At 74.1% G+C, this 21,446-nt stretch carries 19 protein-coding genes; 8 read left to right on the forward strand and 11 right to left on the reverse strand.

Features of this window, described 5'->3' with window-relative positions:
* The first annotated feature begins 83 nt into the window (after positions 1 to 83).
* Genes ABT160_RS36735 through ABT160_RS36750 form a run of 4 tightly spaced genes read left to right on the forward strand, consistent with a single transcriptional unit; the run spans position 84 to position 7,507 of the window.
* Positions 84 to 5,246, forward strand: a complete 5,163-nt coding sequence (locus ABT160_RS36735) for a type I polyketide synthase (protein ID WP_351652410.1) — start codon at positions 84 to 86, stop codon at positions 5,244 to 5,246.
* The gene (locus ABT160_RS36740) at positions 5,236 to 6,288 is read left to right on the forward strand and encodes a ketoacyl-ACP synthase III family protein (protein WP_351652411.1); all 1,053 of its coding nucleotides are present in this window, start codon (positions 5,236 to 5,238) and stop codon (positions 6,286 to 6,288) included. The genes ABT160_RS36735 and ABT160_RS36740 overlap by 11 nt, the downstream gene beginning before the upstream one ends.
* Positions 6,276 to 7,004: a transglutaminase-like domain-containing protein gene (locus ABT160_RS36745; protein WP_351652413.1), complete on the forward strand. Its 729-nt coding sequence runs from the start codon at positions 6,276 to 6,278 to the stop codon at positions 7,002 to 7,004. Before ABT160_RS36740 ends, ABT160_RS36745 begins: the two co-directional genes overlap by 13 nt.
* Entirely contained in the window at positions 7,004 to 7,507 is a 504-nt protein-coding gene (locus ABT160_RS36750; protein ID WP_502984369.1) for an anthrone oxygenase family protein, read from the forward strand. Before ABT160_RS36745 ends, ABT160_RS36750 begins: the two co-directional genes overlap by 1 nt.
* A gap of 100 nt (positions 7,508 to 7,607) precedes the next feature.
* On the opposite strand, the gene ABT160_RS36755 is transcribed toward ABT160_RS36750, so the two are convergent.
* Complete coding sequence (locus ABT160_RS36755; RefSeq protein ID WP_351652417.1) at positions 7,608 to 8,204, reverse strand: anthrone oxygenase family protein; 597 nt, start codon at positions 8,202 to 8,204, stop codon at positions 7,608 to 7,610.
* 309 nt (positions 8,205 to 8,513) lie between these two features.
* Here ABT160_RS36755 and ABT160_RS36760 point away from each other — a divergent pair, with 309 nt between their 5' ends.
* A complete protein-coding gene (locus ABT160_RS36760; protein ID WP_351652419.1) occupies positions 8,514 to 9,905 on the forward strand; it encodes an MFS transporter in 1,392 nt (463 codons plus the stop codon).
* Here the strand turns inward: ABT160_RS36760 and ABT160_RS36765 are convergent.
* Positions 9,892 to 11,352, reverse strand: coding sequence for a multicopper oxidase family protein (locus tag ABT160_RS36765; RefSeq protein WP_351652421.1), 1,461 nt, complete (start codon positions 11,350 to 11,352; stop codon positions 9,892 to 9,894). The genes ABT160_RS36760 and ABT160_RS36765 overlap by 14 nt on opposite strands.
* Before the next feature lie 348 nt (positions 11,353 to 11,700).
* Here ABT160_RS36765 and ABT160_RS36770 point away from each other — a divergent pair, with 348 nt between their 5' ends.
* From ABT160_RS36770 to ABT160_RS36780, 3 genes are read left to right on the forward strand one after another with little or no spacing between them, the layout of a single operon-like run.
* Positions 11,701 to 13,080: a pyridoxal phosphate-dependent decarboxylase family protein gene (locus ABT160_RS36770; RefSeq protein WP_351652423.1), complete on the forward strand. Its 1,380-nt coding sequence runs from the start codon at positions 11,701 to 11,703 to the stop codon at positions 13,078 to 13,080.
* A gap of 49 nt (positions 13,081 to 13,129) precedes the next feature.
* A complete protein-coding gene (locus tag ABT160_RS36775) occupies positions 13,130 to 13,753 on the forward strand; it encodes a GNAT family N-acetyltransferase (protein ID WP_351652425.1) in 624 nt (207 codons plus the stop codon).
* Entirely contained in the window at positions 13,750 to 14,382 is a 633-nt protein-coding gene (locus ABT160_RS36780; protein ID WP_351652427.1) for a DUF6875 domain-containing protein, read from the forward strand. Before ABT160_RS36775 ends, ABT160_RS36780 begins: the two co-directional genes overlap by 4 nt.
* 180 nt (positions 14,383 to 14,562) lie before the next feature.
* Here the strand turns inward: ABT160_RS36780 and ABT160_RS36785 are convergent, their stop codons facing one another.
* From ABT160_RS36785 to ABT160_RS36825, 9 genes are all read right to left on the reverse strand, one after another.
* Positions 14,563 to 15,411, reverse strand: coding sequence for an alpha/beta hydrolase (locus ABT160_RS36785; protein ID WP_351652429.1), 849 nt, complete (start codon positions 15,409 to 15,411; stop codon positions 14,563 to 14,565).
* On the reverse strand, positions 15,408 to 16,088 hold the full coding sequence (locus ABT160_RS36790; RefSeq protein WP_351652431.1) for an indole-3-glycerol-phosphate synthase: 681 nt from the start codon (positions 16,086 to 16,088) through the stop codon (positions 15,408 to 15,410). Before ABT160_RS36790 ends, ABT160_RS36785 begins: the two co-directional genes overlap by 4 nt.
* Positions 16,089 to 16,101: 13 nt before the next feature.
* On the reverse strand, positions 16,102 to 16,803 hold the full coding sequence (locus tag ABT160_RS36795; protein ID WP_351652433.1) for a phosphoribosylanthranilate isomerase: 702 nt from the start codon (positions 16,801 to 16,803) through the stop codon (positions 16,102 to 16,104).
* Positions 16,800 to 17,945: an acyl-CoA dehydrogenase family protein gene (locus ABT160_RS36800; RefSeq protein ID WP_351652435.1), complete on the reverse strand. Its 1,146-nt coding sequence runs from the start codon at positions 17,943 to 17,945 to the stop codon at positions 16,800 to 16,802. The genes ABT160_RS36795 and ABT160_RS36800 overlap by 4 nt, the downstream gene beginning before the upstream one ends.
* Positions 17,946 to 17,969: 24 nt before the next feature.
* Positions 17,970 to 18,344, reverse strand: coding sequence for an ectoine synthase (locus ABT160_RS36805; protein ID WP_351652437.1), 375 nt, complete (start codon positions 18,342 to 18,344; stop codon positions 17,970 to 17,972).
* A complete protein-coding gene (gene trpA, locus ABT160_RS36810) occupies positions 18,341 to 19,186 on the reverse strand; it encodes a tryptophan synthase subunit alpha (protein WP_351652439.1) in 846 nt (281 codons plus the stop codon). The genes ABT160_RS36805 and trpA overlap by 4 nt, the downstream gene beginning before the upstream one ends.
* Complete coding sequence (locus tag ABT160_RS36815) at positions 19,179 to 20,219, reverse strand: anthranilate phosphoribosyltransferase (RefSeq protein ID WP_351652441.1); 1,041 nt, start codon at positions 20,217 to 20,219, stop codon at positions 19,179 to 19,181. Before ABT160_RS36815 ends, trpA begins: the two co-directional genes overlap by 8 nt.
* Positions 20,220 to 20,221: 2 nt before the next feature.
* Positions 20,222 to 20,479, reverse strand: coding sequence for a phosphopantetheine-binding protein (locus ABT160_RS36820; protein ID WP_351652443.1), 258 nt, complete (start codon positions 20,477 to 20,479; stop codon positions 20,222 to 20,224).
* Positions 20,476 to 21,446: AMP-binding protein (locus ABT160_RS36825; protein ID WP_351652445.1), on the reverse strand; the 971-nt coding region annotated here is incomplete at its 5' end. The genes ABT160_RS36820 and ABT160_RS36825, both read right to left, overlap by 4 nt.

Genomic DNA, 21,446 nt, shown 5'->3' on the forward strand with positions numbered 1-21,446 from the left:
GCGGGCCGTTGCCATCCCACGCCCCCAGTCCCCGTACCCCCGCACGCTTCGCCGCACGTTTCTCACGCCGGAGGCCGCAGACAGTGACGCAGCAATCGCAGCACGAGCAGGCACCAGCGGCGCGGACCGCCGAACCCATCGCGGTCGTCGGGATCGGCTGCCGCTTCCCCGGCGGGATCGACACCCCGGCGGCGTACTGGGAGTTCCTGGTCGCGGGCCGTGAGGCGGTCGGCGACATCCCCGAGGAGCGGTGGGCGGCCTACCCTCCGGCCGCCCTGCGCGGCGCGCCCCGGCGGGGCGCGTTCCTGGATGACGCCGCCGCCTTCGACGCCGAGTTCTTCGGCGTGACGCCGCGCGAGGCCGAACTCATCGACCCGCAGCAGCGGTTGGCCCTGGAGGCCGGGTGGGAGGCGCTGGAGGACGCGGGCATCTCCCCGCACGCGCTCGCCGGCTCCGACGCGGGCGTCTTCATGGGCGTGGGCTCGGACGACTACGGCCGCCAGATGCTGGAGGACCTGCCCGCCGTCGAGGCGTGGTCCGGGATCGGCGCCTCGCTGTGCGCGGTCGCCAACCGGCTCAGCTACGTCCTGGACCTGCGCGGCCCCAGCCTGGTCGTCGACACCGCCTGCTCCTCCTCGCTGGCCGCGCTGCACCTGGCCTGCCAGAGCCTGCGCGGCGGCGAGTGCGGCGTCGCGCTCGCCGGCGGCGTCCAGCTGGTCGCGGGCCCCGGCCTTTCCCTGGTCCTCGACGCGGCCGGGGCCACCTCCCCCGACGGGCGCTCCAAGTCCTTCGACGCCTCCGCCGACGGCTACGGGCGCGGCGAGGGCGTCGGCGTCCTGGTCCTCAAGCGCCTCGCGGACGCGGTGCGCGACGGCGACCCGGTGCGCGCGGTGATCCGTGGCAGCGCCCTGCGCCAGGACGGCCGTACGAACGGCATCATGGCGCCCAGCGACGCGGCCCAGGAGCAGGTGGTGCGGGCGGCCCTGGCGCAGGCGGGCGTCGCCCCGGCCACGGTCGGCTTCGTCGAGGCGCACGGCACCGGCACCCGGCTCGGCGACCCGGTCGAAGTCAGCGCGCTGGCCCGGGTGTTCGGGGCCGGACGGCCTCCCGGCGAGCCCTGTCTCATCGGCTCCGCCAAGGCCAACATCGGGCACCTGGAGGCGGGCGCCGGGGTCGCCGGGGTGATCAAGGCCGTACTCGCCCTGGAGCACGGCGTGATCCCGCCCACCGCCAACGTCACCGAGCTCAACCCCCTGGTGGACTGGGCCGCTTCGGGCCTGGACGTGCCCGTGGCGCCCGTCCCCTGGCCCGCCGCGCACCCGGTGCGCCGCGCCGGGGTCTCCGGGTTCGGCTACGGCGGGACCGTCGGCCACGTCGTCCTGGAGCAGGCCCCCGAGCGCCCTGCGCGGCACCACGCGCCCGCCGGGGGACCCCATCTGCTGACCGTCTCCGGCGCCTCCCCGGACGACGTGCGCGCCCAGGCCGCCGCGCTGGCCGGGCACCTCGACGAGCACCCGGACACCGAACTCGCCGACGTGGCCCACACGTTGTTCGCACGGCGCGGCCACGGTACGTACCGGGGCGCCGCGGTCGCCGACGACGCCCGGGACGCGGTCGCCGCGCTGCGGGCGCTGGCCGAGGACGAGTCCTCGCCCGCCGCCGTGACCGGACGGGTGCTCCCGGACGCCGGGCCGGGACCGGTCTGGCTGTTCTCCGGGCACGGCTCCCAGTGGGAGGGCATGGGGCGCGAACTCCTCGCCCAGGAACCCGCGTTCGCGGCCGTCGTCGACCTGGTCGAGCCGGTCTTCCGCGCGGAGCTGGGGATCTCGCCGCGCGAGGTCATCGACCGGGGACCGCTGACCGCGACCGACGTCGTCCAGCCCATGATCTTCGTGGTGCAGGCGGGCCTGGACGCGGTGCTGCGCTCGCGCGGCCTGCGGCCCGCCGCCGTGATCGGCCACTCGGTGGGCGAGATCGCGGCGGCCGTGAGCGCCGGGGCGCTGGGCCTGGCGGACGCGGCCCGGCTGATCTGCCGCCGCTCGCGGCTGCTGCGCCGCGTCGTCGGGGACGGTGCGATGGCCATGGTGGCGCTCCCCTTCGCGACGGTGGAGGAGCAACTGGACGGGCTCGACGGGGTGGTGGCCGCGATCGCCGCCTCTCCCCTGTCCACGGTCGTCTCCGGCGCCCCGGACGCGGTCGACGCGGCCTGCGCCCGGTTCGCGGCGGCGGACGCGATGGTGCGCCGGGTCGCCTCGGACGTGGCGTTCCACAGCCCGCAGATGGATCCGCTCACCGACGAGCTGGCCGCCGCCTTCGAGGGCCTGGAGCTGCACTCCCCCGAGGTGCCGCTCTACTCCACCGCACTGGCCGACCCGCGCTCGGACGTGCCGCGCGACGGCCGCTACTGGGCGGCCAACCTGCGCAACCCGGTCCGCCTGGACGCGGCCGTCGCCGCCGCCCGCGAGGACGGCCACCGGGTCTTCCTGGAGCTCTCCGGGCACCCGGTGGTCACGTACTCCGTCGGTGAGTGCGCCCCGGACGCGCTGGCGCTGGGCACCCTGCGCCGCGAGCGCCCCGAACGGCTCTCGCTGCTGGCCGCCCTCGGCGCCCTGCACTGCCACGGCGTCGCGCCTGAACTCGCGCTTCCGGACGCCGAGTTGACCGCACTTCCGCGACGTGCCTGGCAGCACGCCCGCTACTGGCGCACCTCCTCCGCCCCCGGCCCCGGCTTCGCCGGACACGACCCGGAGAGCGGCACCCTGCTCGGCGCCGAGCTCAGCCCGGCGGGCGCGCCCTCGCCCCGCCTCTGGCGCACCCGGCTCGACCGCGCGAGCCGCCCCTACCCCGGCTCGCACCCCATCCACGGCGTCGAGGTCGTCCCCGCCGCCGCCCTGGTGCACACCTTCCTCGCGGCGGCCGGACGCGACGAGCTCACCGACGTGCGCCTGCGGATGCCGGTGGCGATCACCGGGGAGCACGAGGTGCACGTGGTGCGCCGCGACGACGAGCTGACCCTGGCCAGCCGCCGCCTCGACGCCGACGGCGACACCGCCTGGACCACGCACACCTCCGCCGTCCTCGGCCGGGCCCTCGCGCCCGCCGAGCGGCCCCCGGTGAGCGTCCTGTCCGCGCTGGACACCGGCGCGGTGGGCGAGCGCCTGCGCGCGGTCGGCGTCGCGGACGTGGGCTACCCGTGGGAGATCGCCTCGCTGGCCCGCGACCGCGGCCGCCTGGTGTCCCGGGTGCGGCACGCCACCGGACGGGCCTCGCTGCTCGACGCGGTGTTCTCGATCGTGCCGCTGGCCTTCCCCGACGACGGGGCGCTGCGCATGCCGACGGCGGTGGAGGGCGTACGGGTGCCCGAGGAGCTGCCCGACACGGTGACCGTGCACGTGCACCTGGGCGAGGACGGCAGCTCCGACGTGCTGCTCACCGACGCCGAAGGAAAGGTCCTCGGCGGGCTCGGCGGGCTGCGGTTCGCCACCCTGGACGGCGCGGCGGACCCGGCCGTGCCACCACACCGGCTCGCCCACGCGCTGCGCTGGCTGCCCGTGGAGCCCGCCGCCGACGCCAGGGCCCGGCTGCGCGCCGTGGCCCTGGTCGGCGAGGCCCCCGAGGACCTGGCCGGTGCGCTCAGGGGCGCCGGGCTGCGCGTCCTGAGCGCGCCGGAGCCGGGGGACCTGGACGAACTGGTCGACGAACTCGGCCAGGGCGACGCCGTCGTGGTCCTCCCCGCCGCCACCGCGCACACCTCCGCCTGGCGGCTCGCGGCCACCGCCCAGCTGCTGCTGCGGGCCTGCGGGTCGCTGCCGCCCCGGCTGTGGGCGCTCACCCGGGGCGCCTGGGCGGCCGACGGGCCCGGGGCCGTGGCCCAGGGGGCGCTGTGGGGGACGGTCCGCGTGATCGCGGGCGAGCACCCCGAGCTGCACGCCCGCGCGGTGGACCTGGACGCGGACGCGGACCCGGCGCTGCTTCCCGTACTGCTGAAGTCGGCGCCGGAGCAGGACGGTTACCGGCTCGGAGCCGGAGGGACGCGGGCCGCGCGGCTGGTGCCGCTGGCCGAAGGCGCGCCGGGCGAGGAGGCCCCGGGCGAACCGCTGGTGTGCCGCGCCGACCGCACGTACCTGGTCACCGGCGGCCTGGGCGCGCTGGGCCTGGAAGTGGCCGGCTGGCTCGCCGCGCGCGGGGCCCGGCGCCTGCTGCTCACCGGGCGCACCGCCCTTCCCCCGCGCGGCAGTTGGGACGCCGAGCCGGACGAGGCGGTACGCGGCCGGATCGAGGCGGTGCGCCGCCTGGAGGCCCTCGGGGTCACCGTGCGCACCCTCGCCTTCGACATCGCCGACCACCAGGCGGCGGCCGCCGCGCTGGACACGGACGCCCTGGGCCTGCCGCCGGTCGCCGGGGTCGTGCACGCGGCCGGCGTCCTGGACGACCGCACCCTCGTCGACCTGGACGAGGAGTCGCTGGCCAGGGTCCTGCGGCCCAAGGCCGACGGCGCGCTGGTCCTGGACGCCCTCTACCCGCCGGGCAGCCTGGACTTCCTGGCCCTGTTCTCCTCGGTCGGCTTCCAGCTCGGCCTGATGGGCCAGAGCTCCTACGCCGCCGCCAACGCCGCCCTGGACGCCCTCGCGCGCCGCCGCCGGGCCCTCGGCGACACGGCGGTCACCAGCTGGGCGTGGACCTCCTGGCGCGGCGCGGGCATGGCGGTGAGCGCCTTCGTCGACGCCGAGCTGGCCGACCGGGGCGTCGGCGACGTGCGCACCGAGGACGCGCTGCGGGCCTGGGAGCACGCCTCCCGGTACGGCGAGGAGTACGTCGCCGTCCTGCCGGTGGTGGGCCGCACCTCGCTGCCCGTACTACGCGAACTGGCCGCGCCCGAGGGCGCCGAGGACGAGGCCGCCGAGGACGACGACGTGGCCGGGCAGCTCGCCGGGCTCGACCCGGACGCGCTGCGCACCCTGCTGCTCGCCGAGGTCGGCAAGCAGATCCAGGCCGAACTGGGCATCCCCGCCGAGCGGTTGGACGTCCACCGGCCACTGACCGAACTGGGCCTGGACTCCGTGATGACCCAGGTCGTGCGCCGGGGCCTGGAGCGCAGGCTGCGCCTGTCCCTGCCCGCCACCCTCGTCTGGAAGCACCCGACGGCCTCCGCCGTGGCCGGCTTCCTTGCCCAGCTGCTCAAGCCGTCAGAGGAATCCACGGACTCCACCGACTCCACGGAGAGGACCCGGACCGATGCTGCATGACGACATCCACCTCGCGGGCACCGGGGCCTGGCACCCCAAGACCGTACCGGTCGACGAGGCGGTCGCCGACGGCCGCTACACCCGCGAGTTCCAGCGCCAGACCGGGCAGCGGCGGGTCGCCGTCGTGGACGACGCGGCCGACACGCAGCCCGCGATGGCGATCCGCGCCGGACTGCGCGCCGTCGAGCGCTCGGGCCTGACCGCCGACCGCTTCTCGCTGCTGCTGCACGGCGTGGCCACCTCCAACGGGCTGCCCGGCTGGAACGCCGCCTCCTACGTGCAGCGGCACGTCCTGGACGGCCACGGCGTCTCCTTCGAGGTGCACCAGCTGTCCAACTCGGCCGTCGGCTCGATGGAGTTGGCCTGCCGCTGGCTCACCACCGGCGCGCCCGGCTCGGCCGCGCTGATCACCGCGTCCGACCGCTTCGGCGAGGGCGCCTGGGACCGCTGGGGCGCGGCCCCGCCGGTCTTCGTGTTCGGTGACGGGGCGAGCGCCGCGGTGCTCGCCCGGGGGGACGGGTTCGCCCGGGTGGTCTGCACCGTCACGGTGGCCGACACCGTCCTGGAGGGCATGCAGCGCGGCGCGATGCCGTTCTCGGCAGACCCCCAGGACGGCTACCCGATCGGCTTCTTCGACCGGGTCATGGAGTTCTCCGACGAGCTGGACGACGGCCTCGACGAGGCCAAGCGGCGGATGGCGGACCTGATGGCGCGCGCCGGCGAGCGGGCCTTCGCCGAGGCCGGGCTGACCGCCGCCGACATCCGGCACGCGGCGACGCCCGCGCTGGGCCGCGAGGCGCTGTACGAGCAGTGCCTGGACCCGCTGGGCATCGACATCGACCGCAGCACCTGGTCGTACGCCCGCGAGGTCGGCCACGCGGGCTGCACCGACCAGTTCGCGGCGCTCGACCACCTGGTGGGCACCGGCGCCCTGGAACCGGGCGACCGGGTCCTGGTCGCGGGCCTGGGCGGCGGCTACAACTGCACGCTCGCCGTGCTCGAGGTCACCGCGCGGCCCGAGGAGGTCCGATGTCCCCGCTGACCCGCACCGCCGCCCGGCTGCCCGCGCGGGTGCGCCGCTTCCTGTCCCCCGGCGCCTTCGTGGACAGCGACCACCCGGCCGTCATCGCCGCCGCCGCGCGGGTGGCACCGGGCGCGGAGGGCGCGGAGAAGGCCGTGGCGCTGTACCGCGAGGTGCGCGACGGCATCGGCTACTGCTCGGTGCCCCCGGGGCGCGACGCCTCGATGGGCGCGTACCTGCGCGACCTGTCGACGTACCGCGCCAGTGACGTGCTCGCCGAGGGCCACGGCTTCTGCGTGAGCAAGGCCGCGCTGCTGGCGGCGCTGTGCCGGGCCTCCGGGATCCCCGCGCGCACGGGCTACGCGGACGTGGTCAACCACCACTACAGCGGGCGGCGGCTGCGCGCGGCGATGGGCACGAACGTCTTCGCCTGGCACGGCTACGCCGAACTGTGGCTGCACGACCACTGGGTCAAGGCCACCCCCATGTTCCACGCCGAGCTGTGCGCGCGGCTCGGCGTGGATCCCGTCGACTTCGACGGGCGGTCCGCGGCGCTGCTGCCGCCCGTGGACCGGCGCGGTGCCGCGTTCTTCTCGTACGTCGCGCAGCACGGCAGCTTCCACGACGTTCCGGCCCGGTACATCGCCACGGAGATTCCGCGGCGGCACCCCGGACTCGACGACTACCGCCATGTGTCGGACCCCGGACCGGGGTCGCGGCCGGCGCCGAAGGGATGATGACGTTGGAGACCGCACGACTGGCCGCGCTGGTGGCGGCGACCCTCACGACGGGGCTCGTCAGCGGGCTGTTCTACGGGTTCGCCTGCTCCGTGATGCTCGCCCTGAAGGGCAGCGACGACCGCACGTTCATCGACGTGATGCAGCGCATCAACCGGGCCATCCTCAACGGGTGGTTCGTGCTGGGCTACATCGGGGCGTTCCTGTTCACCGGGATCGCGGTGGGCCTGCAGTTCGCCGGTGACGGCAACGGGAAGGTCCTGGTGCCCGCGATCGCGGCGCTGGTGACCTACCTGGGCGCGATGAGCGTGACCAACCGGGCGAACATCCCGCTCAACAACGAGCTGGAGGCGGCCGGACCGCCCTCCCGGATCGCCCAGCCCGGTGCAGTGCGGGTGCGGTTCGAGGCGACGTGGGTGCGCTGGAACGTGGTGCGGGCCGCGCTGTGCAGCCTGGCGATGGCGTTCCTGTGCTGGGCCCTGGTGGCCCACGGGGCGGGGTAGACCGCCCGCGCGGGGCCCGGGCCCCTCGTGGTGGAGCGGAGGGCCCGGCGGGTGTTCGACACCGCCGGGTCCTCCGCCGCTCTGGTGTGCGGGCCGCGCCTCAGTGCGAGGGGAACGGCGCCGCGGTGCCGCGGCCGTGCAGCTTGATGGCGTGGGCCAGGCAGCCCAGGGCCACCGTGCACAGCAGCGTGCGCATGATGTTGGTGGTCTCCCAGACGCCCTTGAACTTGTCGACGAGCGAGAAGTCGTGGATCTTGGCCGGGTTGCCGAGGTCGGCCAGCTGGGTGTTCAGCGGGATGTTGACCGAGAACGTGACCAGCAGGGCGATCAGGTAGAGCGCCGCGGCGACGCCGGCCCACAGCGCCGCGCCGCGACGGCCGCGCTTGTACTCGATGAAGGCGGCGGCGCCGGTGGCGAGCAGCGCGCCGATGAACACCAGGGCGAACAGGCCGCTGCCGTCGATCAGGGCGTTGAAGTTCTGCATCGCCTCGACGTAGACGCGGTCGTTCGTCTTGGCCAGGCCCGGCATGATCGAGACGTCGAAGGTGAAGAAGAGGCCGGCCATCAGGCCCACGGTGATCGTCGAGATCACGAGCAGCGGGCCGACCCACTTGTTGGGCGGGGGCGTGACCGGCTGCGGCGGACCCGGCGCGTAGGGGTTGGGGGGACCGTACGGGTTGTACGGATTGGCAGTCATCGGGGTCCTCACTCTGGTCGTTTGATGCGGGAGCCGACGCGCGCGAGCGTTGAAGAGCGTAGGCAGGGCGCGGCCCTGCGGGCCAGGCCCCTGGACAGCCTCTGGGGCGGCCCTTGAGCAGGGCTTGAGCGCGGCTGGGGCACCGCCCTGGTCAGGGCGTTTCCCCGACCGCGGCACGGCGGGTGCGCGAGCGGCCCTCGACGCCACCTTGAGCGGGCGCTGAGACGGTCCGGAGGTCCGGGCACCCCTGTCCGGGCGCACCCGTCCGGACACCCCGTCCGGACGCCCCCGTGCCAAGGAGGCCCGCGCATGTCCGCACAGGTGGCGGCACCCACCCTCGTACCGAAGGCCGGGGCGGCGCCCAAGGCCCGGCCCGCCCTGGCCCTGGGCGTCATCGCCGCCTGCAACGCGATGATCCAGCTCGACGACCCGATCGTGAACATCGCGCTGCCCGGCCTGCGCGAGGGTCTTTCGCTGTCCCCGATGGGCGCGGCCTGGGTCATCAACGCCTATCTGCTCACCTTCGGCGGCCTGCTGCTGCTCGGCGGGCGGGCCGGTGACATCCTGGGCCGCCGCAAGGTGTTCCTGGCCGGGGTCGGCCTGTTCACGGCCGCCGCGGCGCTGCGCGGCTTCGCCACGAGCGCGGAGTTCCTGATCGCGGTGCGCGCCGTGCAGGGCGTGGGCGCGGCGCTGGCCGCGCCGAGCGGTCTGGCGCTGGTGCTGAGCATGTTCGCCGAGGGGGCCCCTCGCAAGCGCGCCATCGCCGTGTGCACGGCCGTGGGCGCCGTCTCGACCGCCGGCGGCCTGCTGCTCGCGGGCGCGCTGACCTCGGTCAGCTCCTGGCGCTGGGTGCTCTACCTGGACGTGCCGGTGGGCATCGGGATCCTGCTGCTCGCGCCGCTGGCCATCCGCGAGACCGCGCGCAGCCGCGGGCGCTTCGACCTGGCGGGCGCGCTGGTCTCGGCGCTGGGCGCGGCGTCACTGGTGTACGGGCTCGCGCAGGCCGCCGAGCGGCCGTGGAGCGACCCGGTGGTGGTGGGCTCCGTGCTCGCGGGCCTGGCGCTGCTGGTGGTGTTCGGCTGGGTCGAGCGGCGGGCGGAGCAGCCGATCGTGGTGCCGCGGCTGTTCGCGGACCGCGACCGGGTGCTGGCGTACGTGGGGACGCTGGCGGTGCCGGGCGCGCTGATCGGTACGTACTTCTTCCTCAACCAGTACTTCCAGCGCGGTCACGGCTGGTCGGCGCTGGCGACCGCGTGCGCGCTGCTGCCGCTGCCGGTGACGATGGCGGTCACCGCGGGCCTGGCGGTGCGCCTGGAGCGCGCCCAGGGGCCGCGCAGGCTGATGGCGGCGGGCGCGGCGCTCCTGGTGGCGGGCAACCTGTGGCTGGCGACGCTGGACGCCTCGGAGCCGTACGCCCTCGGGGTGCTGCCCGCGCTGGTCCTGCTCGGCGCGGGCATGGCGTGCAGCGTGCTGCCGCCCACCGTCCTCGCCACCTCGGGGTTGCGCGGCGGCGAGGCGGGTGCGGCGTCCAGCGTCCTCAACTCCCTGCAGTCCGTGGGAGGTTCGATCGGCCTCGCGACGCTGGTGATGGTCTCCACGCACTCCGGCGGGATGACCGGGGGGTTCGCGACCGGGGCGGCCTTCGCCGGAATCGCGCTGCTGGCCGCCCTGTCGCTCCGGGGCCGCGCTAGCCGACCTTGAACTGGGCCATCATGCCCATCGCGGAGTGGTCCAGCAGGTGGCAGTGGTACACGTAGACGCCCTTGTAGGTGTCGAACGTCGCCTGGACCTTGACCGTCTCGCCCGGCAGCAGCCGGACGGTGTCCTTGAGGCCCGCCTCGGACCCGTCCGGCTGCTTGCCGTTGCGCTCCAGGACCCTGAACTGCACCAGGTGCATGTGGAAGTTGTGCGGCACGATGGTGTTGGGGTTGGTGACGGTCCAGATCTCGCTGGCGCCGTAGCGCACCGAGGTGTCGATCCGGTCGTGGTCGTAGACCTTTCCGTTGATCAGGCCCTGGGCGCCCGGCGCGCCCGTCTCGTCGTTCATCTTCAGTTCCATGGAGCGCGTCACGGACGCCTTGGGCAGGCTCGGCAGCGAGCGCAGCACCGAGGGGACGGTGCTGAGGTCCGCGGCCTTGCGCACCACGTCGAAGCGGAGCACCTGGCCGACCTGGTCGGGGGTGCCGGGGCCGAGGGTGTTCTCCAGGACGATCTTCGTGCCGACCGGGTAGCGCGAGAAGTCGATGACGACGTCGGCGCGTTCGGCCGGTGAGAGCCACACGGCGTCCGTGCGGAACGGCCGGGGCAGCAGCCCGCCGTCGGAGCCGATCTGCACCAGCTCCCCGCCGTCGGCCAGCCGCAGCCGGAAGAAGCGCATGTTGGAGGAGTTGAGGAAGCGGAAGCGGTACTTGCGGGCGGCGACCTCCAGATAGGGGTAGGGGCGTCCGTTGGCGAGCAGCGTGGTGCGCCCCAGGGCGTCGTCCATGACGTAGACGAGCTGCCCCGCCTCGTCGAAGTGGGCGTCGCGCAGCGCGATCGGTATCTCGTACTGGCCGGCCGGGAGCGGCAGCGCGAGCTCGTGGTCGTCGCTGAGCAGGTACGAGCCCGACAGGCCGCGGTAGACGTGCTCGGCCTCGTTGTGGTGGGCGTGGTCGTGGTACCAGAGGGAGGCGTGCGGCTGCTTGTTGGCGTAGGTGTAGGTGCGGCTCTCGCCCGGGCCGAAGGTGTCCATCGGCGCGCCGTCCTGGTTGGGCGGCACGGAGGCGCCGTGCAGGTGCACCGAGGTGGGGTTCTCCAGCGCGTTGCGGTGCTTGATCACCACCGGTCGGCCGGATCTCGCCCTGATGGTGGGCCCGGGGAAGCTGCCGTTGTAGGTGAGGACGTCCGTCTGGAAGCCCGGGATGACCTCCTTGCGGACGCGCCTCATGGTCATGGTGTACGTGTCGGTGCCCCCGGAGGTGGACGTGGGGGCGAGCACCTGGAGCGGGGGGAGCGGGACGGCGAAGCGCTCGATGTCCAGCGCTGAGCGGTCGCCGGTGCCGGCCTGGGCGCCGCTGGCGGTGAACAGCGGGGTGAGCGCGGCCGCGGTGAACAGTCCGGCACCGGTGGTGCCGACGGCCGCGCCGAGCAGGCTGCGTCGAGTGACCAAGGGGTCCTCCTCCTGGAGGGTGGGTGGCTGGAAGTGCCGCCTCGCGGGCGCGGGCGCGTGGCGAGTGCAGCAGGGTGCGCTAGGGCGGCGCTGGGGCCGGGACGCGCGGGGTGCGCGGGGCGCCCGCGACCAGCGACGGGGACCCTTTGCCCGCCTTTGACCTGCGAGGACATCCGGAACGCGGGCGGCCGTCCGCGGCGTGCCCGATGACCTCGGACGGGGGTGCGCGGCGGGCCGCTTAGCGGACGGCGCGGGGCCGCGCCGTGGGAGCGCTTGCCTTGCGAGGGCCTTGCGCGGTGACGCGTATACCTGCAACGACCGATGCGCCGCCCCCCGGAAGGCAACCCCGTGGATCTTCGATTGTGGCTCCCTCGCGCCGTGGACGTGATGGAGCGTTTCGGCGCGCGGTTCGGACCCTTCGAACCGCACGCCTCGCACCTGGTCGACGACGCGTCGTTCGCCCCGGCCTTCGAACGCTTCGCCAAGCGGCTCGACGACAACTACCCGTTCTTCCACCCGAGTTACGCGGGCCAGATGGTGAAGCCGCCGCACCCGGCGGCCGTCGTCGGCTACGTCACCGCGATGCTGTTCAACCCCAACAACCACGCCGCCGAGGGCGGTCCTGCCACCACCGAGATGGAGCGCGAGTGCATCACCGCGCTCGGCGCCATGTTCGGCCTGACCGAGCCGCTGGGCCACCTGACCACCAGCGGCACCATGGCCAACCTCGAAGCGCTGTACGTGGCCCGCCAGACGCACCCGGACCGGGGCGTCGCCTACAGCGCGGAGAGCCACTACACCCACGAGCGGATGTGCCACGTGCTGGGCGTGGAGGGCCACAAGGTGCCCGTGGACGGCCACGGCCGGATGGACCTCGACGCGCTGGAGGCCCTGCTGGCCACCGGCCGGGTCGGCACGGTGGTCGTCACCACCGGCACCACCGGGCTCGGCGCGGTCGACCCGGTGCACGAGGTGCTGCCGCTGGCCCGCCGCCACAGGGCGCGCGTCCACGTCGACGCCGCGTACGGCGGCTTCTACGCCCTGCTGGGCCGCTCCGAGGAGCCCGAGGGCATCGACGTGCGCCCGTGGCGGGCCATCGCGGAGTGCGACTCGGTGGTCGTGGACCCGCACAAGCACGGGCTCCAGCCCTACGGCTGCGGCGCGGTGCTCTTCAACGACCCGCGCGCCGGGCGGCACTTCGCCCACGACTCGCCGTACACCTACTTCACACGGGCCGAGGTGCACCTGGGCGAGATCAGCCTGGAGTGCTCGCGGGCGGGCGCCGCCGCGGCCGGCCTGTGGCTCACGCTGCAACTGCTCCCGCTGACCCGTGACGGCTTCGGGGCGGTCCTCGCCGCGTGCCGCCGCGGGGCGCTGCGGTGGGCCGACCTGCTGGCCGGGTCCGAGTCGCTGGAGCTGTACCAGCGGCCCGACCTCGACATCGTCAACTACGTCCCGGTGACGCGGCCCTGGTCGCTCTCGGCGGTGGACGCCGCGAGCGAGCGGCTGCTGCACGCGGGGATGTACGCGAGCGAGGACCCGGTGTTCCTGAGCGTGCTGCGGGCGGACGCGGACGCGTTCGCCCGGCGCCACCCGGGCGTGGTCCGGGACGCCGACGCGGCACGGGTGATGCGCAGTGTCCTGATCAAGCCGGAGGCGGAGCTCCATCTCGACCGGCTGCACGCCCGGGTCGAGCAACTCGCGGCCCGGGCCGCGGCGGACCGGTAGGGGCCCGGTCACCGGCACCGTACTGCTGGACTCCCGGAAGGAAGAGACCTTGTCCCCGAACCCCGCACCGGCCGAGACGGACGTGGGAGCTCCGGCGTCGCGCGACGACGCCGGCCTCCTGGCCCGGCTGCTGGCCGAGGCGTTCCACGACGATCCCCTCACCCGCTGGATCACCCCCGACGAGGAGCGCAGGGCGGCACTGCTGCCCGGCTTCTTCGGGGTGTTCCTCGACATGTCGTACGCGTACGACGCGGTGGTCACCACCCCGTCCCGCGACGCCGTCCTGACCTACCTGCCGCCCGGCGCCTGGGAGGAGCTCGAACGCGACGGCGCCCGCTACGAGGAGGCCTTCGCGGCCGTCCTCGGCCCGGACGCCGAACGCCTCGCGGCCATCTCGGCGCTCCAGGCCGAGCGCCACCCCGCCGACCGCCCGCACTACTACCTGGCGTTCGGCGCGGTGCGCCCCGAGGCCCGCGGCGCCCGGCTGCTCACCGCACTGGTGGAGCAGATCACCGCCCGTGCCGACGCGGAGGGGTACGGGCTGTACACGGAGGCCAGCTCGCCCGGCGGCGAGGCCTCCTGCCTGCGCAACGGGTACGTCCCGGTGGGCCCGCGCATCGAGCTGCCCGACGGCGGCCCGACCCTGCGCCCGCTGTGGAGGGACCCGCGGTGAGGGGCGACGAGATGCTCCGGATCTGGACGCCGCGGGAGATAGAGGCGGGCCACGACGTCCCGGCCCCCGACCTCTTACCGCTGCGCCAAGTCCTCTCCTGGAGCCGCGAGTTCCTGGTCAGCGGCCACCCCGAGCTGGGGCGCACGGGCCCGGTCTGCCCGTACACCCAGCCGTCGCTGCGCAAGGACCTGTTCCTGCTCGCCGTCCCGTCCGCCACCGGCGGCCTGGGCGACGCGGTGGCGCACCTGAGGGTCTGGTACGAGAAGCTGGCGGTGGACCTGAGCGCCGAGGAGCGCGAGCTGCTCACCCTGCTCATGGTCCTGCCGACCCTGGACCCGACGGACTCCGCGGAGCTGGACGCGCTGCAGGGCGCCGCGAAGGACGAGTTCGTCGCGGACGGCCTGATGATCGGCCAGTTCCATCCGGTGTGCGAGGAACCGGGCCTGTGGAACGAGGAGTTCAGACCCCTGCGCTCCCCCGTCCCCCTCCTCGCGGTCCGCCGGCTGCTCGTCTTCGACCTGCCGTTCCTGGTGGGCGCGGACCGCCACCTGAGCAGCTACCTGGAACGCTTCGCCCCGGCCATCCCGACCCGCATCCGCGACCAGCTGGTGAGCCGGGTGGTCGCCTGACCCTGAAGCCCCACGGCCGGATGCCCCGGCCCCGCCCGGAGGGGGCGGGGACCGGGGCACGGGCGTGTCCGGGGCGGTCCGCGGCGGGACGGGCCCTTGGCGGGGGCGGTCCTCGGCGGGCACGCACGACGGCGGCCCGGGACGTCGTCCCGGGCCGCCGTTCTCGTACGGGTGGTGCGCTCACCCCCTCCCCGACACGCACTCCTCCACGAACGCCAGCGCCCGCAGGTGGTAGGGCCGCGCCGCGTACCCCAGGCTGATGTTGTGGCCCGCTCCCGGGGCGCGGGTCGTTTCCACCCGCGGGGACGACGTGAGGTAGCCGGTCATCTGGGCCAGGGCCGCGTCGTGCGTCTGCCACCAGAGTTCGTGCTCCGCGAAGGTGAGGCGTACGGGGACGCGGACGCGGGGGGCCAGGTGGCGGTAGCGCAGGGGCCAGGGGGCGTCCGGGTCGTGTTCCTCGGTCCAGGGCAGGGGCGTCATCAGGGTGCGGCTCGCGCGGAAGGTGCCCGGGGGGTAGAGGTGCAGCGGTCCCCAGTTCAGGCGGGAGGCGCCCGCGCCGAAGGTGTCGGGGAAGCCGTAGGCCTCCGGTGAGTAGTGGTGGCCCAGGCCCGCGACGTCCAGGCACAGGAGCGCGTCCTCCGCGTCGTCCGCGGCCATCGTGACCGCGAGCATCCCGCCGTAGGAGTGGGCCACCAGGGCGTAGCCCGCGCCCAGGTCGTGGGAGCGGGCGAAGGAACGCAGGGCGGCGTGCATCGTCAGGGACTGGGCCGCGAGCGACTGGCCCTTCGGCAGGTCCCCTGCCGACAGGCCGTAGCCCGGGCGGTCCAGGGCCAGGACGGCGTACCCGAGGGTCGGCGCCAGGGTGAGCAGCGAGGTGTCCGGGGAGACCCGGCCGTGGAAGTAGCCCGCGCGCATCCGCATGCCGTGGATCGCGACGAGCGTGGCTCGCGGGGTGCCTCCGGGGGACGCGTACAGGCCGGACAGGCGGACTCCGTCGTCCGCCTGCACGACCACCTCGTGGACGCTCACGCCACCGGCACCTTCGGCCAGGCCCGCAGGTCGCTCGCGCGCATCAGGGCCGTGCCCACCAGGAGGCCCTTGTAGCCCGCGGAGAGCAGCAGCGCGGCCGTCTCCGGGGTGTCGATGGCGCTCGCGCTGACCGGGCAGGGCGTCCCGGTCTCCAGGAGCGCCGGCAGCAGCGTCAGGCTGCGGCCGATGTCCCCCGGGTCGCGCTCGCGCGCCTTGATGTCCTTGTTGTTGACCGCGATCACGCACTCGTCGGCGTGCGGCACCGCCGCCAGCTCGGCCTCCGTGGTGACCTCCACGAAGGGCGTGAGCCCCTCGCTGAGCGCCGCCGTCACCAGCGTGCGCATGCTGGAGGCCGGCAGCAGCGCCGCGGTCAGCAGCACCGCGGACGCCCCGAGTTCCCGGGTGGCCGCGAGCTGGTCCCGTCGGGTGATGAAGTCCTTGCGGAGCAGGGGTAGTTGGGTGAGTCGGGCCACGTCGCGCAGGAGTTCGGGGGTGCCGCCGAACCAGCGTCCTGTGACCACCGAGATGCAGGGCGCGCCCGCCGCCTCGTACGAGGTGACGATGTCGGCGGGCGTGCGTCCCGAGATGAGGTCCATGCCGTGCGCGTCACGTCGTTTGACCTCCATGACGAGGGGGCGTTCGGCGCCGAGCAGGGCCTCGATGAAGCGGGAACTCATGGTGGGTGCTCCTTCATGCGTGCGGTACGTACCGTGCGGTCCCCCAGGCCCGGGCCAGGCCCGCCACGGCGGCCGCGCTGAAGCTGCCGCGGCCGTCGCGGGCCGCGGTGTCGACGTCGATCCCGCGGTAGCGCGGGTGGCGTGCGACCTCGTCGTACTCGGGCCTGCTGTCGGCGGTCAGACCGCCGGCCAGCCAGAACGGGAGCGTGAAGCGGTCGGCCAGGTCCAGGACGTGGCTCTCCGTCAGGCGCACTCCCGTGCTGCCCACCCGGCCGTCCTCGGTGGTCGCGTCGAGCAGGAACAGATCGGTGCCCGCCTTCTCGTACGCCCCGATCAGGGGGCGCTCCAGGCACCGGCCGCCGCGCACGTGGAGCACCTTGATCAGGTGCGCCCCGGGCAGGGCGGCCCGCAGTGCCTTGACGAACGCGGGCGGCTGGTAGGCGTGCAGCTGGATGTGGGCGATCCCCGCGCGGCGCGCCACCGCCGCGAGGGCCTCGGGATCGCTGAGGAAGGTGACCAGGACGGGTTCGAGGGCGCCGGTGGCGCGGGCGGCCGCCGCGAGGGCGGCCAGCTCGCGCTCCGGCAGGTCGGCGGGGCCGCCGGGTACGCCGTGCCACAGACCGACACGGTCGGCCCCGGCGGCCGCCAGGACCTCGACGTCGTGCGGGGCGGTGGCCCCGCAGACCTTGAGCACCGGTGCGGGTGCCGTCGTCACTTGCCCAGTCCCAGCATCGAGGCGATGCGGTTGTACTGGATCTCGTTGCTGCCGGAGTAGATCGTGCCGCCCACCGCGTTGCGCACGTCCTGCTCCAGGCCGTACTCGCTCATGTAGCCGTGTCCGCCGAAGATCTGCACGGCGGCCAGGCTGCTCTTGACGTTGGACTCGCTGGTGATCAGCTTGGCGATGGCCAGGTCCGTGGTGACGTTCTCGCCGGCCGCGAGGCGTTCCCCGGTGTCGTACAGCCACTTCCGTGCCGTCTCCAGTCCGATCTTGGTGTCGACGATCTTGTTGGCGACGGACTGGTACGCACCGATCGGCTTCCCGAAGGACTGGCGCGTCCTCGCGTAGTCGACGATCCGCTCCAGCCGGTGCTGCATCTCCCCGACGTTGACGATGAAGGAGAAGAGGATCTCCCGCTTCATCACGTGGTCCAGGACGATGAAGCCGCCGCCGACGCGACCGAGCACCCGGTCCTTGGGGATGCGGCACCCGTCGAAGTACAGCTCGCTCAACGGGGAGGTGCGCAGCCCCATCTTCTTGATGGGCTTGCCGATCGTCAGCCCCGGGGTGTCCCGGTCCACCAGGAACGCGGTGACCCCGAGCGCTCCGCCGTCGGGGCGGGTGCGCGCGTACACCACGAACACGTCGGCGACGGGGCCGTTGCTGACGAACGTCTTGCTGCCGGTGAGGACGAAGTGGTCGCCGTCCCGCTGGGCGCGCGTGGTCATCGCCATCGCGTCGGACCCGCCCTCGGCCTCGGTGATCGCGTGTGCGCCGATCGCCTCGCCGGAGCAGATCAGGGGCAGGTACCTCTCCTTCTGTTCGGGGGTGCCGAACTGGGTCAGCGGGATGCCGGTGCTGGCCAGGGTGGTGGTGACCGAGAAGCTCAGGCCGGCGTCGCGGCAGTGCTCCCCCAGGCCTTCGAGGACGTACATGGTGGTGAGGAGGGACTGGCCGAGGCCGCCGTACTCCTCTTCGAACGGGAGGGCGAGGACGCCCGTCTTCTGGATCAGCTTCCACTTGTCCCAGGAGAACGTGCCGTGCTCGTCCGCCTCTATGTGGTCGGCGCTGAGCGCCTCACCCCACCGTGCCAGGCCTTCCCGCAGGTCGACCTGGTCGGTGTTCCATCGGATCACTGGGAACCGCCTTCATCGGGTGCTTCAGTACGCGGAGGAGGTGTGCTCGTCGAGGCTGTGGGCCTCGTCGCCCTGGAGCGCGGGGCTGAACACGCAGACGAGCCGCAGGTCCTCGTGCGGGCTGGCGACGAGGTAGTGGGCGTCGTGCTGGTCCAGCGCGTACAGCACGCCCGGGGTGATCGGGTGCGAGGTGCCGTCCAGCTCGATGACCTCGCCGGAGCCCGCGATGCAGTAGCACGCCTCCAGGTGGTTGCGGTACTCCAGGCGGGACTTGGTGCCCGCTCTGACCAGCGTGTCGGTCAGCGAGTAGCCGACGCCGTCGGAGGCGAGCAGGAACCGGCGGCTGAGGCCGTTGCCCCACTCGACGGTCTTCACTTCGTCGATGCCACGGATGATCATGCGTGAACTCCCTCTTCTGCGGGGTGGGTTGGTGCCTGATCGGTTGGTGCGTTGTGGTGCAGGGACCGTACGAAGGCGCGGAAGCCGGTGACCGGGTCGAGCCCCTCGGTGAGGGCGTGCTCGATCCGCTCGACCCCGGCGGAGCCGATGATCACGGCATCGGCTCCGCAGGCGTGGACGGCTGCCACGTCCTCGCGGGTCCTGACCCCGAAGCCGATGGCGATCGGGGAGTTCGTGGTGGCCTTCAGGGCGGCGACGGTGCCGGCCAGCGCGGCGTGCCCGGCGGCCGGCGCGGTACCGCTGCGCCCGTAGTGGGCCACGAGGTAGAGGTACGCGGAGGCGCGCGCGGCGGCCTCGGCGTGCACCTCGGGGGGACTCTTCTGGTAGCAGGTGGTCACGATGGGCAGGCCCGCCGCGTCGGTGGCCGCGTAGTAGGACTCGCGCAGCCGCGGCGGCAGGGCGTGCACCAGCAGCCCGTCGGCGCCGGACGCGGCCACGTCGCGGGCCGCGTCCGCCAGGTCGCGGCGCTTGAGCGAGTGGCTCCAGTCCGCGAGCAGGGCGATCCGGGTGCGCCGCAGCCGCGGGCGGACCCGGGCGACGAAGTCGAGGACGGAGTCCAGGTCGGTGCCGCGCTCCAGGGCGCGGGACGCCGAGCGCCGGATGACCGGCCCGTCGGTGACCGAGTCCGGGAAGGGCACGGCCAGCTCCAGGCAGTCCACGCCCTCCTCGTCCAGCATCAGCACGAGGTCCTCCAGGACCTCGGGCGGCGGGTCGCCCGCGTTCAGGAAGAACGCCAGGCCGGGTCCGCCGTGCTCCGGCGGGTCCGCGAAGAACTCAGCCATGGGCCACCGCCGTGCGCGGGGCGGTGACCCGGCGGGCGGCGCGCAGCCGCTCGGCGAGCTCGCGGGCGGCGCCCGTGCTGACCGCCTTCTCCACGGTGGCCAGCGCGGTGTACCAGTCGGGCCGGTGCCCGGCGGCGACCGCGAGCGCGGCCGCGTTGAGGCAGACGGTGCGGGTGGCGGTGGGCGAGCCGTCGCCGGACAGGACGTCCAGGAAGTGGTCGACGGCGGTGGCCGGGGTGACCGGCCGCAGGTCGTCGAAGCCTCCGTCGGCGGCGACCAGGTCGCCCGGCTTGAGGCGCAGTTCGCCCTCGGGGGTGTGCACGGTGTTGGTGGCGAAGCCGAGCAGTTCGTCGGCGCCCGCGTCGTTGCTGGTCAGCCAGATCCGACGGGTCGTCACCGACCGCGCCAGATCGCGGAGTTCGGCCAGCGGCATGGTGTGCGAGACACCGGTGACCTGGGCGGTCACGGGCAGGTCCGCCAGGAACGGCCCCAGCGCGTTGAGGAACCTGCCGAACGGCTTCATGCTCAGCGGCGCGACCGTACGGGCGAGCCGGGCGAGCTGGGCCGGGTAGACGAAGGGTCCGGCGAACGCGATGCCGTACTCCTCCAGGGTGCGCTCGGTCTGGTCGTACGAGGCCGTCAGGCGCACCCCGAGGCGCTCCAGGAGGTCCACCGAGCCCAGGGACGAGGTGTAGGCGCGCGAGCCCGTCTTGACGACGGGAACGCCGCTGGCGGCGGCGACGAAGGCCGACGCCGTGGAGATGTTGAAGGTGGAGGGTCCGCCGCCGGTGCCGACGACGTTGACGGTGCCGGTCCACTGGCCGGCGGGGGCGGCGGAGCGCCGCTCCAGGAGCGAGTCGAGGAAGGCGCGCAGGGTTTCGGGGCCGGGGAGCCGGGTGGTCAGGGAGGCCAGCAGGGCGACGGCCTGCTCCTTTCCGAGCGTGCCGTCGCCGAGCTGGTCCCACAGTGAACGCCAGGTCTCGCGCTCGGCCACCGGTCGCTGCGCGAGCAGTCCGGTGAGCGCGTCATGCATGGTTAGCTGGCCACCCCCTGGCGGGCGTCGGCGATGAACTGGTCGATCGCGGCGACGCTGCGGAAGTTGTTGGGGTCCAGGTCGGCGTCGCCGACGGCCAGCTGGAAGTGGTCCTCGACCCAGGCGATCAGCTTGAGGACGCCGAGGCTGTCGATGACGCCGTCCGACAGCAGGTCGTGGTCGTCCGCCAGCTGCGTCGCGTCCAGGTCGGGGAGGAACTCCTCGATGACGAACTTCTTGATCGTTTCGGTGTTGCTCATGACGTCCTTCCTTCGGCTGGGGTCAACTGCTGGGGTCGGTCGAGCGCGTTGCGGTCGACCTTTCCTGTGGAGGTCTTGGGCAGCGGCTCGTCCACGATCCGCAGGACCGTGGGCACGGCCGCCTTGGGCAGGCTGCGTGCGCAGTGCTCCTTGAGCTGGAGGCTGTTCAGGCCGCTGCCGGGCGCCCTGCGCACCCCGGCGACGAGCTTCTTGCCGGTGAGCGGGTCGGGCCGGGCGGCGACGCCCGCCTCCAGGACGGCCGGGTGGCGCATCAGCACCTGCTCGATCTCGGCGGTGTTGACGGCGACCCCGCGCACCTTGACCTGGAAGTCGCTGCGCCCGGTCAGGTGCACCCGGCCGTCGGCGTCGCGGCGCACCAGGTCGCCGGTGCGGAACCAGGCGCGGTCGTCGAGGCCGAGCGGGTGGCGGATGAACTTGCCCTGGTGGCGGCCGGTGTCGAGGTAGCCGGGCGCCTGGAACGGGGTGGACACGTACAGCTCGCCGGTGCCGGGCCCCTCGACCGCGGCGCCGCGCTCGTCGAGGACCAGGGCCTCGACGCCGGGCAGCGGTACGCCGATGGGGACCGGCGGGAACGCGGTGGCGCTGGTGTCCACCTCGTGCACGAAGCTGTCGTTGGTCTCGGTGCACCCGTAGACGTTGTACAGGCGGGCGCCCGGGAACAGCCGGGGCAGCTCGGCGAAGGTGCGGTCGGGCACCGCGTCCCCGGTGAACAGGGCGTGCCGTACGGCGGGCAGGACGGTCCCGGCGCGCCGGGCGGCGTCGATGAGCAGCCCGTACAGCATCGGCACGGCCTGGACGACGTGCACCTCGGCGGTGACCAGCAGGTCGAGCAGATGGCGTCCGTTGACGCCCTGGTCGGGGTCGACCAGGACGACCCGGCCGCCGTGCGCGAGGGTGCTCCACACGTCCAGCAGGCAGAGGTCGAAGTTGAGCGGCGCGTGGTTGA

Source organism: Streptomyces sp. NPDC001941, from assembly GCF_040296945.1.
Taxonomy (GTDB): domain Bacteria; phylum Actinomycetota; class Actinomycetes; order Streptomycetales; family Streptomycetaceae; genus Streptomyces.